13 protein-coding genes, 1 tRNA gene and 1 pseudogene are annotated in these 19408 nt (G+C 40.0%); 7 read left to right on the forward strand and 8 right to left on the reverse strand.

All coding sequences use genetic code 11. From position 1 onward, the window contains the following. The 5 genes from R2Q70_RS00005 to R2Q70_RS00025 form a co-directional block, all read right to left on the reverse strand. A partial coding sequence (locus R2Q70_RS00005; protein WP_316805672.1) for an MBG domain-containing protein occupies window positions 1-5661 on the reverse strand: 5661 nt, incomplete at its 3' end. 118 nt (window positions 5662-5779) lie between these two features. Continuing rightward, window positions 5780-6295: a phage tail protein gene (locus tag R2Q70_RS00010; protein ID WP_316805673.1), complete on the reverse strand. Its 516-nt coding sequence runs from the start codon at window positions 6293-6295 to the stop codon at window positions 5780-5782. A gap of 27 nt (window positions 6296-6322) precedes the next feature. Next, entirely contained in the window at window positions 6323-6841 is a 519-nt protein-coding gene (locus tag R2Q70_RS00015) for a phage tail protein (protein ID WP_316805674.1), read from the reverse strand. Between the two features lie 30 nt (window positions 6842-6871). Further along, on the reverse strand, window positions 6872-7402 hold the full coding sequence (locus R2Q70_RS00020) for a phage tail protein (RefSeq protein ID WP_316805675.1): 531 nt from the start codon (window positions 7400-7402) through the stop codon (window positions 6872-6874). A 24-nt stretch (window positions 7403-7426) separates the two neighbouring features. Then, window positions 7427-8383, reverse strand: a complete 957-nt coding sequence (locus tag R2Q70_RS00025; protein ID WP_316805676.1) for a methionyl-tRNA formyltransferase — start codon at window positions 8381-8383, stop codon at window positions 7427-7429. 1554 nt (window positions 8384-9937) lie between these two features. Between R2Q70_RS00025 and R2Q70_RS00030 the strand changes: the two genes are divergently transcribed. Beyond that, window positions 9938-10255 carry a hypothetical protein gene (locus R2Q70_RS00030; protein WP_316805677.1) on the forward strand — a complete coding sequence of 106 codons (318 nt, stop codon included), beginning with the start codon at window positions 9938-9940 and terminating at the stop codon, window positions 10253-10255. Further along, window positions 10236-11024, forward strand: a pseudogene (locus tag R2Q70_RS21860) (recombinase family protein); the annotation flags it as partial. The gene R2Q70_RS00030 and the pseudogene R2Q70_RS21860, both read left to right, overlap by 20 nt. Before the next feature lie 728 nt (window positions 11025-11752). On the opposite strand, the gene R2Q70_RS00035 reads toward R2Q70_RS21860, so the two are convergent. From R2Q70_RS00035 to R2Q70_RS00045, 3 genes are all read right to left on the reverse strand, one after another. Continuing rightward, window positions 11753-11826, reverse strand: a tRNA-Arg gene (locus tag R2Q70_RS00035). Window positions 11827-11922: 96 nt separating this feature from the next. Continuing rightward, a complete protein-coding gene (locus R2Q70_RS00040; RefSeq protein WP_316805678.1) occupies window positions 11923-12387 on the reverse strand; it encodes a peroxiredoxin in 465 nt (154 codons plus the stop codon). A 191-nt stretch (window positions 12388-12578) separates the two neighbouring features. Next, window positions 12579-13508 (reverse strand): SDR family oxidoreductase, encoded by a 930-nt coding sequence (locus R2Q70_RS00045; protein ID WP_316805679.1) that lies wholly within the window; start codon window positions 13506-13508, stop codon window positions 12579-12581. Between the two features lie 161 nt (window positions 13509-13669). Between R2Q70_RS00045 and atpD the strand changes: the two genes are divergently transcribed. The 5 genes from atpD to R2Q70_RS00070 all read left to right on the forward strand — a co-directional run bounded on the left by atpD (window position 13670) and on the right by R2Q70_RS00070 (window position 19405). Next, a complete protein-coding gene (gene atpD / locus R2Q70_RS00050) occupies window positions 13670-15172 on the forward strand; it encodes a F0F1 ATP synthase subunit beta (RefSeq protein ID WP_116169329.1) in 1503 nt (500 codons plus the stop codon). 80 nt (window positions 15173-15252) lie between these two features. Continuing rightward, window positions 15253-15498, forward strand: a complete 246-nt coding sequence (atpC, locus tag R2Q70_RS00055) for an ATP synthase F1 subunit epsilon (RefSeq protein WP_010601039.1) — start codon at window positions 15253-15255, stop codon at window positions 15496-15498. 624 nt (window positions 15499-16122) lie between these two features. Further along, window positions 16123-17013: an aminotransferase class IV gene (locus R2Q70_RS00060; RefSeq protein WP_316805680.1), complete on the forward strand. Its 891-nt coding sequence runs from the start codon at window positions 16123-16125 to the stop codon at window positions 17011-17013. Between the two features lie 77 nt (window positions 17014-17090). Beyond that, window positions 17091-18773, forward strand: coding sequence for a dihydroxy-acid dehydratase (gene ilvD / locus R2Q70_RS00065; RefSeq protein WP_316805681.1), 1683 nt, complete (start codon window positions 17091-17093; stop codon window positions 18771-18773). A 77-nt stretch (window positions 18774-18850) separates the two neighbouring features. Next, on the forward strand, window positions 18851-19405 hold the full coding sequence (locus R2Q70_RS00070) for an ORF6N domain-containing protein (RefSeq protein WP_316805682.1): 555 nt from the start codon (window positions 18851-18853) through the stop codon (window positions 19403-19405). Window positions 19406-19408 lie beyond the last annotated feature (3 nt).

A 19408-nucleotide genomic window follows, 5' to 3' on the forward strand; every position in this document is an offset into this window, starting at 1 on the left:
CGGAGCAAAGGTATAGGTCATTGCAGGATCAGCATCACCATAGGCTTTGCTCTTCGCTGCAGCCGTTACCGTGATGGTTTTTGCACCGATCGTTAAATCAGTACCAACATAAGTAACGGTATAATTGCTGCTTAATGCAAGTGTGCCCTGGTTGATCGCATAAGTACCCACGTTCTCACCTGATATTCTGGTTAAACCTCCGGTGAAAATATCTGTTCCAACTAAAGCCGGAGCAAAGGTATAGGTCAGTGCAGGATCAGCATCACCATAGGTCTTGCTCTTCGCTGCAGCCGTTACCGTGATGGTTTTTGCACCGATCGTTAAATCAGTACCAACATAAGTAACGGTATAATTGCTGCTTAATGCAAGTGTACCCTGGCCTATCGAGTAAGTACTCGCATTTTCACCTGGTGTTCTGGTCAGGCTTCCGCTGAAAGTATCTGTTCCAACTAAAGTCGGAGCAAAGGTATAGGTGAGTGCAGGATCGGCATCACCATAGGTTTTGCTCTTCGCTGCAGCAGTCACCGTAATGGTTTTTGCACCGATCGTTAAATCAGCACCAACATAAGTAACGGTATAATTGCTGCTTAATGCAAGTGTACCCTGGCCTATCGAGTAAGTACCCGCGTTTTCACCTGGTGTTCTGGTCAGGCTTCCGCTGAAACTGTCGCCACTTACCAATGCCGGAGCAAAGGTATAGGTCAGTGCAGGATCAGCATCTCCATAGGTTTTGCTCTTCGCTGCAGCCGTTACCGTGATGGTTTTTGCACCGATCGTTAAATCTGCACCAACATAAATAACGTTATAATTGCTGCCCAAGGCCAATGTGCCCTGGCTGATCGCATAAGTACCCACATTTTCACCTGGTGTTCTGGTCAGGCTTCCGCTGAAACTGTCGCCACTTGCCAGTGCCGGAGCAAAGGTATAGGTCAGTGCAGGATCAGCATCACCATAGGTTTTGCTCTTCGCTGCAGCCGTTACCGTGATGGTTTTTGCACCGATCGTTAAATCAGCGCCAACATAAGTAACGTTATAATTGCTGCTTAATGCAAGTGTGCCCTGGTTGATCGCATAAGTACCCACATTTTCACCTGGTGTTCTGGTTAGACTTCCTGTGAAAGTATCTGTTCCAACTAAAGCCGGAGCAAAGGTATAGGTTAATACTGGATCGGCATCACCATAGGTTTTGCTCTTCGCTGCAGCTGTTACCGTGATGGTTTTTGCACCGATCGTTAAATCAGCGCCAACATAAGTAACAGTATAATTGCTGCTTAATGCAAGTGTACCCTGGCCTATCGAGTAAGTACCCGCGTTTTCACCTGGTGTTCTGGCCAAACTTCCCGTGAAAGTATCTGTTCCAACTAAAGCCGGAGCAAAGGTATAGCTCAACGCAGGATCAGCATCACCATAGGTTTTGCTCTTCGCTGCAGCCGTTACCGTGATGGTTTTTGCTACAATCGTTAAATCTGCACCAACATAAGTAACGGTATAATTGCTGCTCAATGCAAGTGTGCCCTGGCCAATCGAGTAAGTACCCGCGTTTTCACCTGGTGTTCTGGTCAGGCTTCCGCTGAAACTGTCGCCACTTATCAGTGTCGGAGCAAAGGTATAGGTCAGTGCAGGATCAGCATCACCATAGGTTTTGCTCTTCGCTGCAGCCGTTACCGTGATGATTTTTGCACCGATCGTTAAATCAGCACCAACATAAGTAACAGTATAATTGCTGCTTAATGCAAGTGTGCCCTGGTTGATCGCATAAGTACCCACGTTTTCACCTGATGTTCTGGCCAAACTTCCCGTGAAAGTATCTGTTCCAACTAAAGCCGGAGCAAAGGTATAGCTCAACGCAGGATCAGCATCTCCATAGGTCTTGCTCTTCGCTGCAGCCGTTACCGTGATGGTTTTTGCATTAACCGCTAGTGTCTGCTGCACATCCACTGCTGCATTATGAGAGGCATCTCCTGCCTGACTGGCCGTAATTGTTGACGAGCCAACAGCAATGATATGAATTTTACCATTTACAATAGTTGCAACGTTGGTATTGCTACTGGTATAGGTAATCGGAATGCCTGAGTTATTACTCGTGGCTCCAGGATTAAAGTCTACATCACCATAAGTTTTTGCAGGCAAGATATTGAACGTAATCGTTTGAGAAGTGTTTGGCGTACCATCTACCAGTACACCAACAGTACTGCCTACATTATTTAAGGTTGTATTTGTATTATTACCTACCGCATCTCTGATCGTGGCACCATTGATAATTAACGCACCTAAAACAATGCCATCCAAATCTCTGTCTGTACTGGCAATTGTGTATCGATAGACAAGTGCAGAGGTGCCGCTACCTGAAATGTAGTTTGCGCGTACAGTACCGCCAGTATTTAATGTTAGAGCAATAAAAGGTGTATTAACTGTGGCATCTACTGTAACCGCTTCTGAAAAATTAACCGTGAAATCAAGATTTTGTGAAGCGGTATAAGTACCATTAGCCGGAACAGCTACCGAGGTAACGGAAGGTGCAATTTTATCTATATTATATGTTTCTCCAATAAAGGGCAGATTAGTAATTGGGCCAGGCGAGATACCGGTAGAATTAGCAAGATTTAGCCTCATCGTTCCAGAACCTGTGCCCGTATTAATGGTAACCGTATAAGTAGTACCTGAACCGGATACGGAAGGCGAAATACCATTTATGGTACCACTTGTGGTGATGGAAAAATTACTTGTGCTCAAACCTGTTACCGATTTATTAAAAGTAACGGTATAGGTTACTGCAGCAGCATTAGTTGGATTTGATGCCGCACGAACAATTGAAGTTACTGTGGCCTGGTTGATAACGGTTACATTTTTGGTAGCCGTATTACTATTTGCCATACCGTCATTTACGGTAAAACTTATTGTTCTTGTTGCGGTATTTGGTGAACCCGCCGTATTATTATAGATTACTGATCTTAAAGCAGCCTGCCATTGCGCAACCGTAGCCGTAGCACCATTCGACGTTAACGTTAGTACACCTGTGCCACCATTATAGCTACCGGTAATATTGCCATATAGCGCTGAAGAATTATTCAAGTAAGTCAATATATCTTCTCCGGAAATGAAGTTTCCAGTGATACCAACGGTAGCATAACTTAGTGTGATATTATCAGCATCGATAACCGTTAACCCATTATCTATTGCTATAGCCGAACCTGTAAATGCAGTAGAACCATTAGTAGCGGTAACTACAGGGGCTTGCGTGTAGCTAATAGAAAACTGATTAGCAGCAGAGTTTCCATTGCCAGCAACATCCTGCGCCACATTAGCCGCAATGTTCATTGTAACCGCACCATTTGCTATTGGTATTGCGTTGAAAGTATAGGTGGTTCCAGTACCCGAAAGCCCGCTGATTGTGGCATTTCCAGGAGTAATATCCCCTGTTACAAATCCGGTTACAAGTTCTGAAAAGGTAACTGTAAATGGAATTGGAGAGGTACTTGTCGATCCACCTGAGGAACCAGCCGTACTGCTGATCACCACTATTGGTGACGTTTTGTCAAGAGTGTAAGTTTCTCCGGCAAATGGCAATGAGGTACTAATCGACGGAGTAATGCCTGTAGCATTAGCTAGGTTTAAAGTAAGGCTACCCGAACCTGTACCTGTATGTACAGTAACGGTATAACTACTTCCTGAACCAGATACTGACGAGATACTCACGCCTGAAACAGTACCAGTAGTGGTGATAGAAAAATTGCTAGTAGTTATTCCGGTTATGGACTTGTCAAACGCAACAGTATACTGAACAGTTGAGGTATTTATAGGGTTAGAACTGACACGAACTATTGAAGTTACCGCAGCTTGGTTAATAACCGTTACATTCTTGGTAGCTGTGTTACTATTTGCCGTACCATCATTTACGGTAAAACTTATAGTCCTTGTTGCAGTATTTGGTGAACCTGCCGTATTATTATATGCAATTGATCTTAATGCGGCCTGCCATTGGGCAACCGTTGCCGTACTCCCACTTGATGTTAAAGTTAACACACCTGTAGCACTATTATAACTGCCAACTATGCTACCAAAAAGCGAGGAGTTTGCAGTAAATGCTAAAATGTCCTGACCAGATATAAAATTTCCGGTAATAGCTATAGTGGCCCCACTTAAAGTGGTATTGTCCACATCTGAAACAGTTAAGGCATTATCTATCACCGCTGCCGAACCCGAAAAGGTGATTGAACCACCCGTGGCAGTAACTACCGGTGCCTGATTGGCTTGTGTATAGGTAAACTGGTCGCTGATACTGGTCGCACTGGTACCACCTGTTGTAGTGATACGGACATTAACGGCACCTGTTCCTGCCGGTGCGGTCGCCGTGACCTGTGTTGCCGAATTAACGATAAAGCCTGTAGCCGCCGTAGCACCAAAGGTCACCGCTGTAGTTCCGCTGAAGTTGGTGCCAGTAACGGTCACGGTAGTACCTCCGCTGGTCGGGCCGCTGTTTGGACTCAAAGCCGTTACAGCTGGTCTTGCGACATAAGTAAACTGATCGCTGGTAGTGGTCGCACTGGTACCACCTGTTGTAGTGATACGGACATTAACGGTGCCTGTACCTGCAGGTGCGGTCGCCGTGATCTGTGTTGCTGAGTTAACGGTAAAGCCTGTAGCCGCCGTGGCACCAAAGGTCACCGCTGTAGTCCCGCTGAAGTTCGTGCCGATAATGGTCACGGTAGTACCTCCACCGGTCGGGCCGCTGTTTGGGCTCAAAGCCGCTACCGCTGGTCTTGCGACATAGGTAAACTGATCGCTGGCACTGGTCGCACTTGTGCCACCTGTTGTAGTGATGCGGACATCAACGGTGCCTGTACCTGCCGGTGCGGTTGCCGTGATTTGTGTTGCCGAGTTCACGGTGAAGCTTGTAGCCGCCGTGGCACCAAAGGTCACCGCGTTAGTCCCACTGAAGTTAGTACCGGTAATGGTCACGCTAGTCCCTCCACCAGACGAACCACTAGTTGGGCTCAAAGCTGTTACCGTTGGTCTTGCGACATAGGTAAACTGATCGCTCGCACTGGTCGCGCTGGTGCCCCCTGTTGTAGTGACGCGGACATCAACTGTGCCTGTTCCTGCTGGTGCTGTCGCCGTGATCTGTGTTGCCGAGTTCACGGTGAAGCCTGTTGCCGCGGTAGCGCCAAAGGTCACCGCGGTAGTTCCGCTAAAGTTAGTACCGGTAATGGTAACGCTGCTGCCTCCACTGGTCGGGCCGCTGGTTGGGCTTAAAGCCGTTACCGTTGGGGCGGCGACAGGCTGTGCATAAATAACCGAACCATTCAATACGATAAGTTGATCACCCATAGCACTTACCCATGTTCCATTGCCAATAGCAGGAGGATTAGGTAACGTTGCTGTGGTATTAAAAAATGTTGTTAGATATGTTCCGCCATCAAAAAATTGAATTTCCCAACGGTTCGCGGTAAATAAAATCCTGTACGGCGTAGACCCGCCAGTTGAACTTCCCTGACCCTGAAATATATTGCGTCCTGCAGCAGTACTGGTAACATTCATGTTAACAATAAAATTGCCAAACTGTTGTTCATAGCTGTCCTGATACTGGATCTGGGCTTTTGAAACAAGAATAAGCAATAAAAGAATGGTAGTTGAAAATAAAATGCGTAAAGCTTTTTTCATATGATTTGGTTATAGGTACTGAGTTCGGCTGACGGCTACAATCGGCTTTTTCCCATTAGAAATTTTATATTTTTTAATGACTGGCACAACACTCCTAAAAGGTTGTGCCAGAAATCAATTAAGGTCTCCTGGGAAATTCCCCCTGGAAAGCAATCACGTAATTAAGTGAAAGATAAGGTTGCATCAAAGGGACCGGATCATTCCCGCCAGTAACGCCAATTGTTCCAATATTTAGTTGTGTATTTGGTAGATTAGTAGTATAGTCGTTATCCGCCCTTCCTTTATTGGCAAAATAAGTTCCACTTGGCGAAGAGGTAGTGCCAACAGCACTTACCGCATTTACATTATGATTATGTGAGGGCAAGTTATTAACATTAAGCTTTACAGCTTCCGATCCAAATTGTTCGCCAAGTGATAAACGGGTCAAACTTGGGCCATCACCAGCGCCAACCGCTACAGTGCCCTGCAGATTAGGCAATGCAAATGTAGTCTTGCCATCCCCGCCATATGTTGTTCCCAGGAGTGAGAATAATGGGGTATATCTACTTATGGCAAGCAATTGCCCCCGGCAAAACATCCAGCCTGAAGGTTCAAAGTTTTCAGCTACTAATTTAATTTCTCCTATAAAATTCATTGTTATAATTTTAAATTTTGATATCGATTAATTTCTTGATGGAAAATATCCAGTAATGGCGATTATATAATTCAATCCTAGGTAAGGTTGCTGAATAGGTAAAGGCATACTATTTCCCGCGGGAGCAATCGCGTTAGGTGCCATCGTCGTGTTTAGTCCTAAAGTCGAGTAATCAAGATCCGGAGCTACTGAATCCGCAAAATAATTACTTCCTGGCGCATTGGTCGTACCTGGTAAATTATTTGCGAGAAAAAAATGGTTGTGCTGCGGCAGCTGGTTTTGCACCAGCGAAACTGTCTGGCTGCCGTTCGATTGTCCAAGGGTATAAGTCGTTCCGCTGAGGCTTTGCCCAAAGCCCAAGGAAACCCGTCCCTGAAGGTTAGGAAGTGCAAAGGTCGTTTTCCCGTCTCCGCCATACGTTGTACCCAAAAGTGTAAATAAAGCCTGATTCTGTTGTACAGACATTAATTGTCCGTTACATAATGCCCAGCCCTTTGGCGCAAAGTTGATGGCTACAATTCTAAGATCTCCTAGATAAAAATCCATATTTGTTTAGTTGAAATTCTGATTAAAAAGTTAATTAGGAGTTGGATAAATACCCATTAATGAAATGATATAGTTTATTGCCAGGGATGGCTGACTAATTTCGACCGGAATATTGCTTCCAATAAATGAGACAGACTGAACGCCCATAACTACATCCGGGTTCACAGAAACAAGTGCAAAATCAGGATCTTGCGCTCCAGTATCTGCAAAAGCGTTATCTCTTGGTAAATTTGCATTTCCTTCAGCAGTCTGCGCCATTAAAGCATGTGAATGTGCCGGCATCTGGTTTAATGAGATGTTTACCTGCTCCGTTCCTGCCTTTTGGCCTAGCACGACTGGTGTCAAGCCAATACCTGTTCCAGCATGCACAGGTACACGTCCCCGGAGATCAGGAATTCCAAAAGTATTTACACCATCCCCCCCGTAAGTTGTACCAAGCAAGGAGTAGAGAATTTCATTTTCGTTAATAGGCAAAATAGATCCGTCGCAGAATTGCCAGTTGACCGGGGCAAAATTCCCGGCAAACATTCTAATCTCACCAATGTAGTTCGAGTCTAACATAGTTTGTTTTTAATGTGGTTTATATTAATGGTTTAATTGTTTGTATTCAGGATCTGCATCTTCAAATTTATCTCCAACTTTCACCCCTAGAGCAGTTAGTTTGGAACCCGTTAGGAAGCCTTCTTCTAACTTCAATATGTTAATACGCAAAAGTTTGTGATCAAAACATTTTACATATAACCCACTCTGATCCGCATGAATCACTCCCCCGGGAACTACTTCCTGGTTAAAAGTGCCATCGACAGGAGAAACTTCCAGAATTCTAACTATTTGCTTCCGAAAAAAAGTTACCGCTCCTCCAGCACCGGGATTACAAGCATTAACTAGGGCTTCAACTTCCGATGCACCCTGAAGCGCCCAATTAATTTTAATATCATGTTGATTGGCTTTTGGAAAATAGCTTGATATGCGGGAAGAGCCAGGCAATGATGGAGTTCGATTACGCTCACTAAGGCTATTAGTTAATTTTTGAATCATCAGTAGGGCAAGCTGGCTATGTCTCCCAATTGATATTCCAGAGGTTTCGCCTGGAATAAAGACTAAGGGCTCCTGCATTACGAGGGGACCGTTATCAAATTCACCATCTACTAAATGAATACTAACCCCTCCAGAGTTTTCACCATTCTTTATCTGCCAAAAAATAGGATCTGCACCACGATATTCTGGCAACATACTAAAATGTACATTGTAAAACCCCAACCTAGGATGCGTATATAAGAAATTTGGAATTCGATAGGGAAACCCGAACATGATGACGAAGTCTGGCATCAGATCTTCAAAAAGAGCCGGCAGGATATTGGTCAATCCAAGTCTTTCTATCTTTACAAAACGAACTGTATTTAAATTACAGAAATCTTCTATAGGTTTTTCACTCGGAGACTTACCGTCTGCCGTTACTACAGCTTTAATCCATCCCTTTATGTAAAAGTAATGGAGAACAGGAATGCACGAAGCATGGTTCGAGAATACAATTACTTTCAACGGGAGCGCTATTAAGATGAAGTTTTAGTTTGGTTTTGTAAATTTATTTAAAATTTCACTAACTACAAACAAGAATTAAAAAATACTTATAAATCAGTATATTGAACATAATAATCATACAAACAAGATTTCCCTTACAGCTCTATTTAAATGAACATCATGCAGTGGGGCATTATTTAAACTACCTTAAGTTTTTCACAGACATTTTCGAATTGCTTACCAAAGAATCGTAAAGTTAATAGCAAATCCCACCTACGGACGAATGAGAAACGGCGCAGGTCTTTTTTTATAGCTAACAAAAGATTGAAGGTAATAGCGGAGCTGATATGCCTGGTATCTCGGCAATACAAAAATCGAACCCCTCACATCACCCAAGACTTTACATTTCTAATATATTAGCCGCCCAAACTGGCGTAGACTGTACACCCGGCTTTCTTATCGAGTCCAGTATTAGAGTAAAAACATTGTCTATATCTGTAATATAGGCATTCTCACTTTTTTTAGTGGTGTAGGGTAAATTCGAAGTCACTTAATGAAAGATTACCCTTGTTATTATGACACTTTATAAAATTAAAATTTGCAATACTTTCAAAATAATAATTCACCTAAAGTTTATAAGCTCTAATAGAAATACATTAGGATCGGCCTAGTAAATTTTTTACAGCAATACATATTTCGAATAGGGATACCTATGAAACGGAACAGTAATATCATGAAATAAAAAATTAATAGTTTGATCTGACGGGATTAACTAAAAGCGATTACAATCAATAAAGTAAGCGGCAGAATTATAAGTACTGATAAAAAACCTTCGCAAGGCATTAAGTAATAATTCCTAACACCAAATATTACGCCTTAACGGATAATGATGGGCGACATGAAATTAAATTCTCTCAGGGTATTCATCCAAAAAGTAATATTATTGACTAAATATGCGCTTAGTTAACCACAATTGCATTAGCTTTCCAAAGGATGTATCCCAGCCTTCCGATAACACTCAGCCATAAAACCTCGATATCAGCAGGTACATCATTCATGATCTTAAAGCGAATCTTATATTTGGAGTTACAACTAATATAGACTACCAAATCATTCGAAGAGAATCCCCTGCCCGACAGTGACTTAAAATAAACCTCCTGCAATTCCTTTGCTACACGCACCAACCGATCATTCATCACCTTCGCAAGATTCCTATCCGGCTTAAAATCGGTCTCCAGTATCGCCAGTACAGCAACAGTTATGACGCAAAAATGATTTCTTTTTCAAATTCGCAAGCCTGTTATATTATCCATTTGAAAATTAGCCATAATAATTTGAGCAAAAAAGGAAGTGATAGCAGAAATTTTAAACGATAATAATTCTTAAATCGAAGATTTCAAGAATTATTACGACACTACAAGAATTTCGCAATCGACAAATATTGCGTACTTACGAACAGGACACCCAGTTGATCATAGATTTTCTTCTGATTTTTAACCTTAAATGGACCTACGGTTGATAGAGATTCAGCCGACAAATTATGAAATAATAGCTAGGATACCAAAAGTCTTATGTATGGAAAAGAAAGAAGAAATTAGCAATATCCCGCAGAAGAGAAAGCATTCGCTACCACAATCATCAGCGAAAAATTTTGATAAAAGTCACGCAAAGGAATACCGAAAATTACCACCAAAACCATCAATAATAAATTCAAAAAATAGTATCCCCAAACCATACCAGAAGAACACCATACAAGCCAAAGAAAATGTGGAAAGAAGTAATGATAATATTGAAAAAATATCTCGAGAAAAAGAAACTAAATTACTAAATTTAATAGTAAAAGTTATTGTTAAATCAACATTGGAACAGTTGTATGGAAAAGAAAGCTATTAGATATTTAAGATTCAGCGACAAAAAACAGAGTGAAAATTCGATCGAGCGTCAGCGGGTAGTTACGGATCATTATATCCAATTAAATAAAATAAACCTCATAGATACGTTCATCGATCGCGGGAGAAGCGCTAAAACATTTGACCGACCTGATTTTATTAAGTTGCAGGAATTTATCAGCCTATACCACAAGAATGTTGACTACCTACTCGTTGATCAGATGGACAGATTCAGCAGGGATGCCGGTGAAGCCATGGGAATGGTTAAAACTTTACAATCAAAATACGGCATACAGATCATAAGTGTTTCTGAGGGCATCGAATTTGACTATGATAAGCCCGGGAGTTTCTTCAGAGCAGGTCTACAACTTTTATTAGCAGAGGAGGATAACATCAACCGCAGCATCAAAATACGGTCAGGCATATATTCCAAAAAGACGAAAGAAGGAAAATTTGTTTTTCGAATTACACCATTCGGATATGACAAAATAGGTGAGCCTCGTAACCGCAGATTAGTTATCAATGAACCACAAGCAAAAATCGTGCGATTTATTTATGATGCTTATTTAAAAAACGTTCCGCTATACCTGATTAAAGAAAAGGCTGTAGAAATTGGATTTGACAGAAAGGGAAACATGGCGGTTGAAAGGGTTTTAAACAATCCCGTTTATGCAGGACTCGTACATGCCAAGGCATACAAGGAACACCCTGGCGGGCTATTCCCGGCTATCCATGAGCCCATCATTGATATGATTTCGTGGAAAATGGTGCAAAGCAAATTTAAAAGCATATATAAACCGCGTACTATAGTCGATGATTCCCTCCCCTTGCGGGGTATTTTAAAATGCCACTGTGGTAATTTGTTGACCGGAGCACCTTCTCGTGGCAAATCAGGACAATATTTTTATTATTACAAATGCAGGTTTTCGAAACACAATAATATTAGCGCTAGGAAAGCCCATATACAATTTGACGCAGCGCTTGAATTAATGAGCCTACCTGCAAGATCAATTCAGATAATAAAAGACAGTTCAAAAAAAGAAATAGAGAAAGAGCTCGAACATAATCGTAAAATAATAGCAGAAAAAAAATTAGAACTAACAAAAGAACGGGAGCTACTATACGCAGTTGAAGAAAAATGGATTAAAAATGAAATCGATCAGGAGACTTACAAAAGGTGGCACGACAAATATAAAATCACTATAGACAATCTAGAAATTTCGATAGAAAGGCTCAATACCAATCACAGCGAAGCATACGAAATACTCAATAAAGAGTTAGAATTATTGACAGACTTAAAATCAATCTATCACAAGTTTGATACGTTAGAAAAGCGAGAGTTTATAGATCTGGTGTTCGACTCGAATCTCTACTACGAAAACGGCATGTATCGAACACCCACGATGATGAACATCCTATCTTATAACCACCTTAAAATGAGGGAATTAGGCGTGATGATTGTCAATAAAAAAAGGGAAGATTTTTCAATCCTCCCTTCAAGTGCACTTGTAGGGATTCGAACCCCAAACCTTCTCATCCGTAGTGAGATGCTCTATCCAATTGAGCTACAAATGCATTTCCGTTCGTTAGCGGACTGCAAAGGTAAGATTTGAGATTTAAATTCAAAATAATTTTAAAAAAAATATTCAAAAAATCTTGCCTGCATTTTGCTTATGCTTTTAAGACATCATCAATTGCTTTAAAATCAGGCAGATCCTTTGCATCCTCCAAAACTTCTGCGTAGGCAATTTTTCCTTCTTCGTCAATTACAAATGCTGCTCTTTTCGAAACTCCTTTCAAACCAAATACAAATTCAGGATATAAAGCGCTATAAGCTTCAGACACATTCTTGTTAAAATCAGACAATAATGGGAATTGATAGTTTTGAACTTCTTTAAACTTCGCTAATGAAAACGGAGAATCGACAGAGATTCCTAAAACCTGCGCATCTATCCCCTCGTAAAAGCTAAAATTATCACGCATAGCACATAGCTGTTCGGTACACACACCGGTAAAAGCCATTGGAAAGAAATGAATAATTACTTTTTTACCTTTAAATGCGGATAAAGAAACTTCAGTTAAATCTGAGCTGTATAATTTAAAATCAGGGGCTTGATCGCCAATTTGTAGTGACATATATTATATTGTTAAATTTTTGAAATTGTTATTTTTTTTGAAATTGTTAAATTGTTGTAATTGCTAAATTGTTTAATCGGTTAGTGTAACGCAAAGTTTCAAAAAGAAAAATTAGCCTGTTTGCAAATGTTATATCATTATGTCCTACGCATATTTACCACCTGGTCTAAATACTTTTTACTTTCTACTTTTTACTTTTTACTCTTCACTTTCCACTTTCCACGTCTCATCTGCTCATCCACTATCCTCAAGCCTTCTTCGAAGCTATGTGGTTTGTAGTCTAAATCTCTAATCGTTTTATCTAACACGAAGCCAGTTTTTACCGGTCGTTTTGCAGATTGATTTAAACTCTCAGAGCTTATTTCAGAAATTATCGATTTATCGAGCGACCAATAATCGGCAACTTTTCGCACTAAATCGGCAATGCTCATGTAATCTTTACCAGAAACATGATAAATACCCTTAACATTTTTTTCTACCGCAAGCAAACAAGCTTCAGCTAAATCTTCCGCCAACGTAGGCATACGCCACTGATCGTTCACAACATTAATCGGCAAGCCTTTCTCCAATGCACCTTTGGCCCAAAGTACAATATTACTTCTGCTCATATCATTGGTGATGCCATAAACCAATATCGTTCTTAAAATCGCCCAATTGGCAGTTGATTTTCTCAGTAATTGTTCAGCCAAAACTTTCGATTCACCATAATAACTTACGGGGCTAACTGCATCGTCTTCTTTATACGGACCATTTGCTCCATCAAAAACGAAATCAGTACTCAGGTGTATTAATTGAATTTTTCTTTCTTCGCAAAGCGATAATAATGTTTGAACGGCGCTTACATTCAACTCATAACAAAGTGATCTGCTGGCTTCAGCAGTATCTACATTTGTCATTGCTGCTGTATGTATTATTGCGTCTGGCTGATATCTTTCAATTACGGCCCTAACTTCTGTTGCATTTAGAATATCCATTTCTGCATACTCATAACCATCGCTTACAGGATAACGATTAATCCCTTTGGATGTAGCGACTAACTTCACCCTTCCTTCCGCTAATACTTTTTCGGTTAATTTTTGCCCCAAAAGGCCGTTGCTACCTGTAGTTAAAATGGTTTTCATGGATTGATTTTACGCCCCTAAATTACCGATTAAAATCACCTAAGAAAAATTTCCAATATATATTTAAAATTTACTAATAATAACTTAACTTTGCCAACCGAATTGGAGCCCCTACAAACAGCTTTAATTCATTGACTGTAATAAATTTACTCACAACAGATATGCCTAACTTAGGAAAAATAGCACAAATTATCGGCCCAGTGGTTGACGTTAGCTTTGCTGATGATGCCCATCTACCTAAAATTTTCGATGCGTTAGAGATAACAAAAGAAAATGGACAAAAAATTGTTTTAGAAGTTCAACAGCACTTAGGTGAAGACCGCGTACGTGCAATCTCTATGGATTCTACTGATGGTTTAGTTCGTGGAATGAAGGTACTTGATACTGGTTCAGCGATTAAAATGCCAGTTGGCGACCAAATTAAAGGTCGTTTATTTAATGTAGTTGGTGACGCAATTGACGGAATCACTGCAGTAGATAAAGCTGACGGTCGCCCGATTCACGCTACTCCTCCTAAGTTCGAAGATTTATCAACTGAAACTGAAGTACTTTTTACAGGTATTAAGGTGATCGATTTATTAGAGCCATATGCAAAAGGTGGTAAAATCGGTTTGTTCGGCGGTGCTGGTGTAGGTAAAACTGTATTGATCATGGAGTTGGTAAACAACATCGCTAAAGCTTATGCTGGTTTATCAGTGTTCGCAGGTGTGGGTGAGCGTACTCGTGAGGGTAACGATTTACTTCGGGAGTTTATCGAATCTGGCGTAATCAACTATGGTGATGAATTCTTACACTCAATGGAAAAAGGTGGATGGGATTTAAAATCAGTTGACACTGAAAAATTAAAAGAATCAAAAGCAACATTGGTTTTCGGTCAAATGAACGAGCCTCCTGGTGCTCGTGCTCGTGTAGCCTTATCAGGATTAACAGTTGCAGAATATTTCCGTGATGGTGATGGTGAAGGCGCTGGAAAAGACATCCTTTTCTTCGTTGATAACATCTTCCGTTTTACGCAGGCAGGTTCTGAGGTATCGGCTTTATTAGGTCGTATGCCATCTGCAGTAGGTTACCAACCAACATTGGCAACTGAAATGGGTTTAATGCAAGAGCGTATTACTTCAACTAAACGTGGTTCAATTACATCAGTACAAGCGGTATATGTACCTGCGGATGATTTAACTGACCCGGCTCCGGCTACAACTTTTGCCCACTTAGATGCAACTACTGTGCTTTCACGTAAAATTGCTGAGTTAGGTATTTATCCAGCGGTAGATCCATTGGATTCTACTTCTCGTATCCTTTCTCCTGCTGTTTTAGGTGATGAGCACTATAACACTGCACAACGTGTTAAAGAAACTTTACAACGTTATAAAGAATTACAAGATATCATCGCGATTTTAGGTATGGACGAATTATCTGAAGAAGATAAATTAGTGGTATCAAGAGCTCGTCGTGTTCAACGTTTCTTATCTCAACCTTTCCACGTAGCTGAGCAATTTACAGGCTTAAAAGGTGTATTGGTTGACATTAAAGATACCATCAAAGGTTTCAACATGATTATGGATGGTGAAGTTGATGAATATCCTGAAGCTGCATTTAACTTAGTTGGTAGCATTGAAGATGCTATTGAAAAAGGTAAAAAATTATTAGCAGAAGCGAACTAGAATTGAGACATTAGATTTGAGATTTGAGAAGAGATGCAAAATCTTATGTCTCATATCTCATATCTTACATCTATAAAAGAATGAACTTAGAAATATTAACTCCAGATAAAAAAGTTTTCGAAGGTGAAGTAACAGCAGTTACAGTTCCGGGGACTTTAGGTTCTTTTCAAATCCTGAGAGACCACGCGGCAATCATCTCGACTTTAGAAGATGGAGAAGTTATTATAAAAGCAGGCAAAGATGAAGAACAACGTTTTTTTATTAAAGGTGGTGTAGTAGAAGCTATTCATAATAAAATTGTTGTTTTAGCAGAAGGTATTGCTTAATTAAAATTCTTCATGCTGATTGATTCAGCATTTCAACAAAAGCCTTTTCGATTAATTTCGGAAAGGCTTTTTTTATTAGAACTTATCTTACATTAAAACACTAACCAATTAATTAAAAAAATCTGCATGTTGTGCCCCCTTTCAAAAATCAAGAAATCCTAAGAATTAGTGGGATAAAATCCATTTTAGGAAGAAAATCAGAAAATTTATAATGCAAGCATAACAAACATACCGTATACCGTTTTGATATTTGGTCTACGGCTAGCGGCATTAAATCACTAATCCCATCGTAATAACAAACAACATTCTGTTTTACAACCTAAATAAAGAATTATATTCTTATTTCACTTTTTTGTGATTTCTCTTGCAAATTAATGAACCAAAAACTAAATTGGTATTTATAAACATTAAGGAAACATGATTAATCAACGCAATACATTTTCAAACAATTCTACTGCAATTGCAGCTGGAAATGTTGTGTTATTGCCTGTCATTTTACTTAACCTGCTACTCCTAGATATTTTAGGGAAGAAGACGGACTGCTTATAATAGATTTAAAAGAAATTAAATATACCTAAAGCGTCCTGATAGAAACAGGACGCTTTTTTTAAATAACAAAACGTGATGAAATATTATAATTCGAACACGATTATTTACCTTGATGGAAAGTTTGAAAAAGCTGTAGATAGTAGCACGGACCTTTACGGTCAGTCGTTGCATTATGGTTATGCTGCTTTCGAAGGGATTAGAGCCTACAAAACACACAATGGCAATCGCATTTTTAAAGCTGCTGCACATTTTGATCGTTTAGAACGTTCTTGTCAACTGGCAAATATCCCTTTCCCATGGGATAAACAAGAATTAATCAAAGAAACTTATAAACTTCTTACGTTAAATAAACTGAAAGATGCCTACATCCGGCCATTGGTTTTTTGCCACCCAAATATGAAATTGAATGAACCAAGTGGTGTTTCAATTTTAATTTGCGCCTGGGATTGGGATGCCTATTCAGGAATAAAGCTTTTAAAATTAACCATTTCAGATTACGAAAGACCGAACCCTAAATCGACTCCAATGGAAGCGAAACTGAGCGGAAACTATGTAAACTCAATATTGGCAACAACCGCCGCCAACATTAAAGGATACGATGAAGCCTTGCTTTTAGACATGCATGGTTTCGTAGCCGAAGCATCGGGAGCCAACATCTTTTTGGAGAAAGATGGCAAACTTTATACACCATCTTTAGGAAATATTTTACCCGGCATTACCAGGGCTACAGTTAAAGAACTTTGTACCGTTCTAGATATCGAATGCATTGAGCGGAAATTAACTGTAGAAGATTTAAAACAAGCAGACAGTGCTTTTTTATGTGGCACAGCTACTGAAATTGCCGGAATAGCATCAATTGACGATATCGTTTTCCGCACCCCTTGGAGAGAATCGATCGGTTATACCATACAACGGGCTTACAAAAACCTTGTGCTTGAAAAAGTGAATTACGAAGTGATCATTTAGTATCGAGTAGCGAGAATCAAGACTGATTACAAACATTACAACTTTAAAACAATACAACATTACAACCGACCAAAACAATGAGCGAATTAAATAAGTACAGTAAAACATTTACACAAGACCCAACACAACCTGCAGCTCAGGCCATGCTTTACGGAATTGGCTTAACCGATGCAGATATGGCAAAAGCACAGGTTGGAATTGCAAGTATGGGTTACGATGGCAACACCTGCAACATGCACCTTAACGACCTTGCAAAAGATGTTAAAGCTGGGGTCTGGAAAAATGATTTAGTGGGCTTGATTTTTAATACGATTGGGGTTAGTGACGGAATGAGCAACGGTACTGATGGCATGCGTTATTCATTGGTAAGTCGCGATGTAATTGCAGATAGTATCGAAACCATTTGTGGTGGCCAATATTATGATGGGATAATCTCAATTCCGGGTTGCGATAAAAATATGCCGGGCGCAATTATGGCAATGGCTCGTTTAGACCGCCCATCGATTATGGTTTACGGCGGAACAATTGCTCCTGGGCATTACAAAGGCGAAGAATTAAACATTGTTTCAGCTTTCGAGGCTTTAGGACAAAAAATCTGCGGCAATTTATCAGAAGATGATTATCAAGGCATTATAAAACATACTTGTCCGGGTGCAGGTGCTTGCGGTGGTATGTACACGGCAAATACAATGGCGTCAGCAATTGAGGCATTAGGGATGAGTTTGCCTTATTCCTCATCAAATCCAGCGGTAAGTCCTGAGAAAAAACAAGAATGCTTGGATGCTGGGAAATACATCAAAGTTTTATTAGAAAAAGATATTAAACCATCTGATATTATGACGAGAAAAGCATTCGAGAATGCAATTCGTTCAATCATTATTTTAGGTGGAAGTACCAATGCTGTGTTACACTTTATCGCAATGGGAAAAGCGATCGGTGTAGAAATTACGCAGGATGATTTCCAAAGGATGAGTGATGTTACGCCTGTTTTGGCCGATTTTAAGCCAAGTGGAAAATACCTGATGCAAGATTTACATCAATATGGAGGCATTCCAGCCGTTTTGAAATTTTTATTAAACGAAGGTTTATTGCATGGCGATTGTTTAACGGTAACCGGTAAAACAATGGCTGAAAATTTAGCTGACGTAAAATCGATTATGGATTACGACCAGAAAATCATTCAAAAAATGAGTGAGCCAATTAAGGCAACTGGTCATTTACAAATCCTTTACGGAAACTTGGCAGAGAAAGGTTCAGTGGCAAAGATTTCTGGTAAGGAAGGCGAAAAATTCGAAGGTCCTGCTCGTGTATTTGATGGTGAACACGATTTAATAGCTGGTATTTCTAGCGGTCGCGTTCAACCAGGCGATGTCATCGTAATTAAAAACTCTGGTCCGGTTGGTGCTCCAGGTATGCCAGAAATGTTAAAACCAACTTCAGCCATTATTGGTGCAGGTTTGGGTAAATCGGTTGCTTTGATTACTGATGGCCGTTTCTCTGGTGGCACTCACGGTTTCGTGGTAGGTCACATCACTCCAGAATCTTATAAAGGTGGTTTAATTGGTTTGGTTGAAGATAATGACCCAATTTTAATCGACGCCGTTAATAACATCATCAGTTTACAAGTAAGCGAAGAAGTGATCGCAGAGCGAAGAAAAAAATATGTTCAGCCGGCATTAAAAGTAACAAAAGGCGTTTTATATAAATATGCTAAAACAGTTTCAGATGCAGCAAGTGGCTGCGTAACCGACGAATATTAGAATTGAATCAGGTTTGTGGATACAAACCTTGAACATCAGTCATCCCGACTATGAATTAAATATTAAAATGAATTACTATGCACATCATTAAAAGTATTCAAAGTAGAATTTATGAAATTCGGGGGGAAAGAGTAATATTAGATTTCGATTTAGCAACACTTTATGAAGTTGAAACAAGAGTATTGAATCAGGCAGTAAAAAGAAATATAGAACGTTTCCCTGAAGATTTTATGTTTCAGCTCAATAATCAAGAGTTTGAAAATGTTAGGATGGAAATTAATAATCACGATATGTCATCACAAATTGTGATGACATATTCATCCAAAAGACCAAATTCTGCTCTACCCTACGCTTTCACAGAGCAGGGTGTTGCCATGTTAAGTGGTGTTTTAAGAAGTGAAAAAGCGATTAACATGAATATTGCTATTATGAGAGCTTTTGTTGATGTAAGAAAAATCTTATTTAAGCAAGCTAACATCAATGAGCAATTATTGGAAATCAAAGAGCGACTTGGAGAACATGATGTTCAGCTAAATGAATTGTACGATGCTATGGACAATTTGTTAGACGAGAAAATTGCTCAATTGAAGTGGAAAGACAGAGAAAGAATTGGGTTTAAGATTAAAGAATAATAG

Source organism: Pedobacter agri (assembly GCF_032678665.1).
GTDB classification, from domain to species: Bacteria; Bacteroidota; Bacteroidia; order Sphingobacteriales; family Sphingobacteriaceae; genus Pedobacter; species Pedobacter agri_A.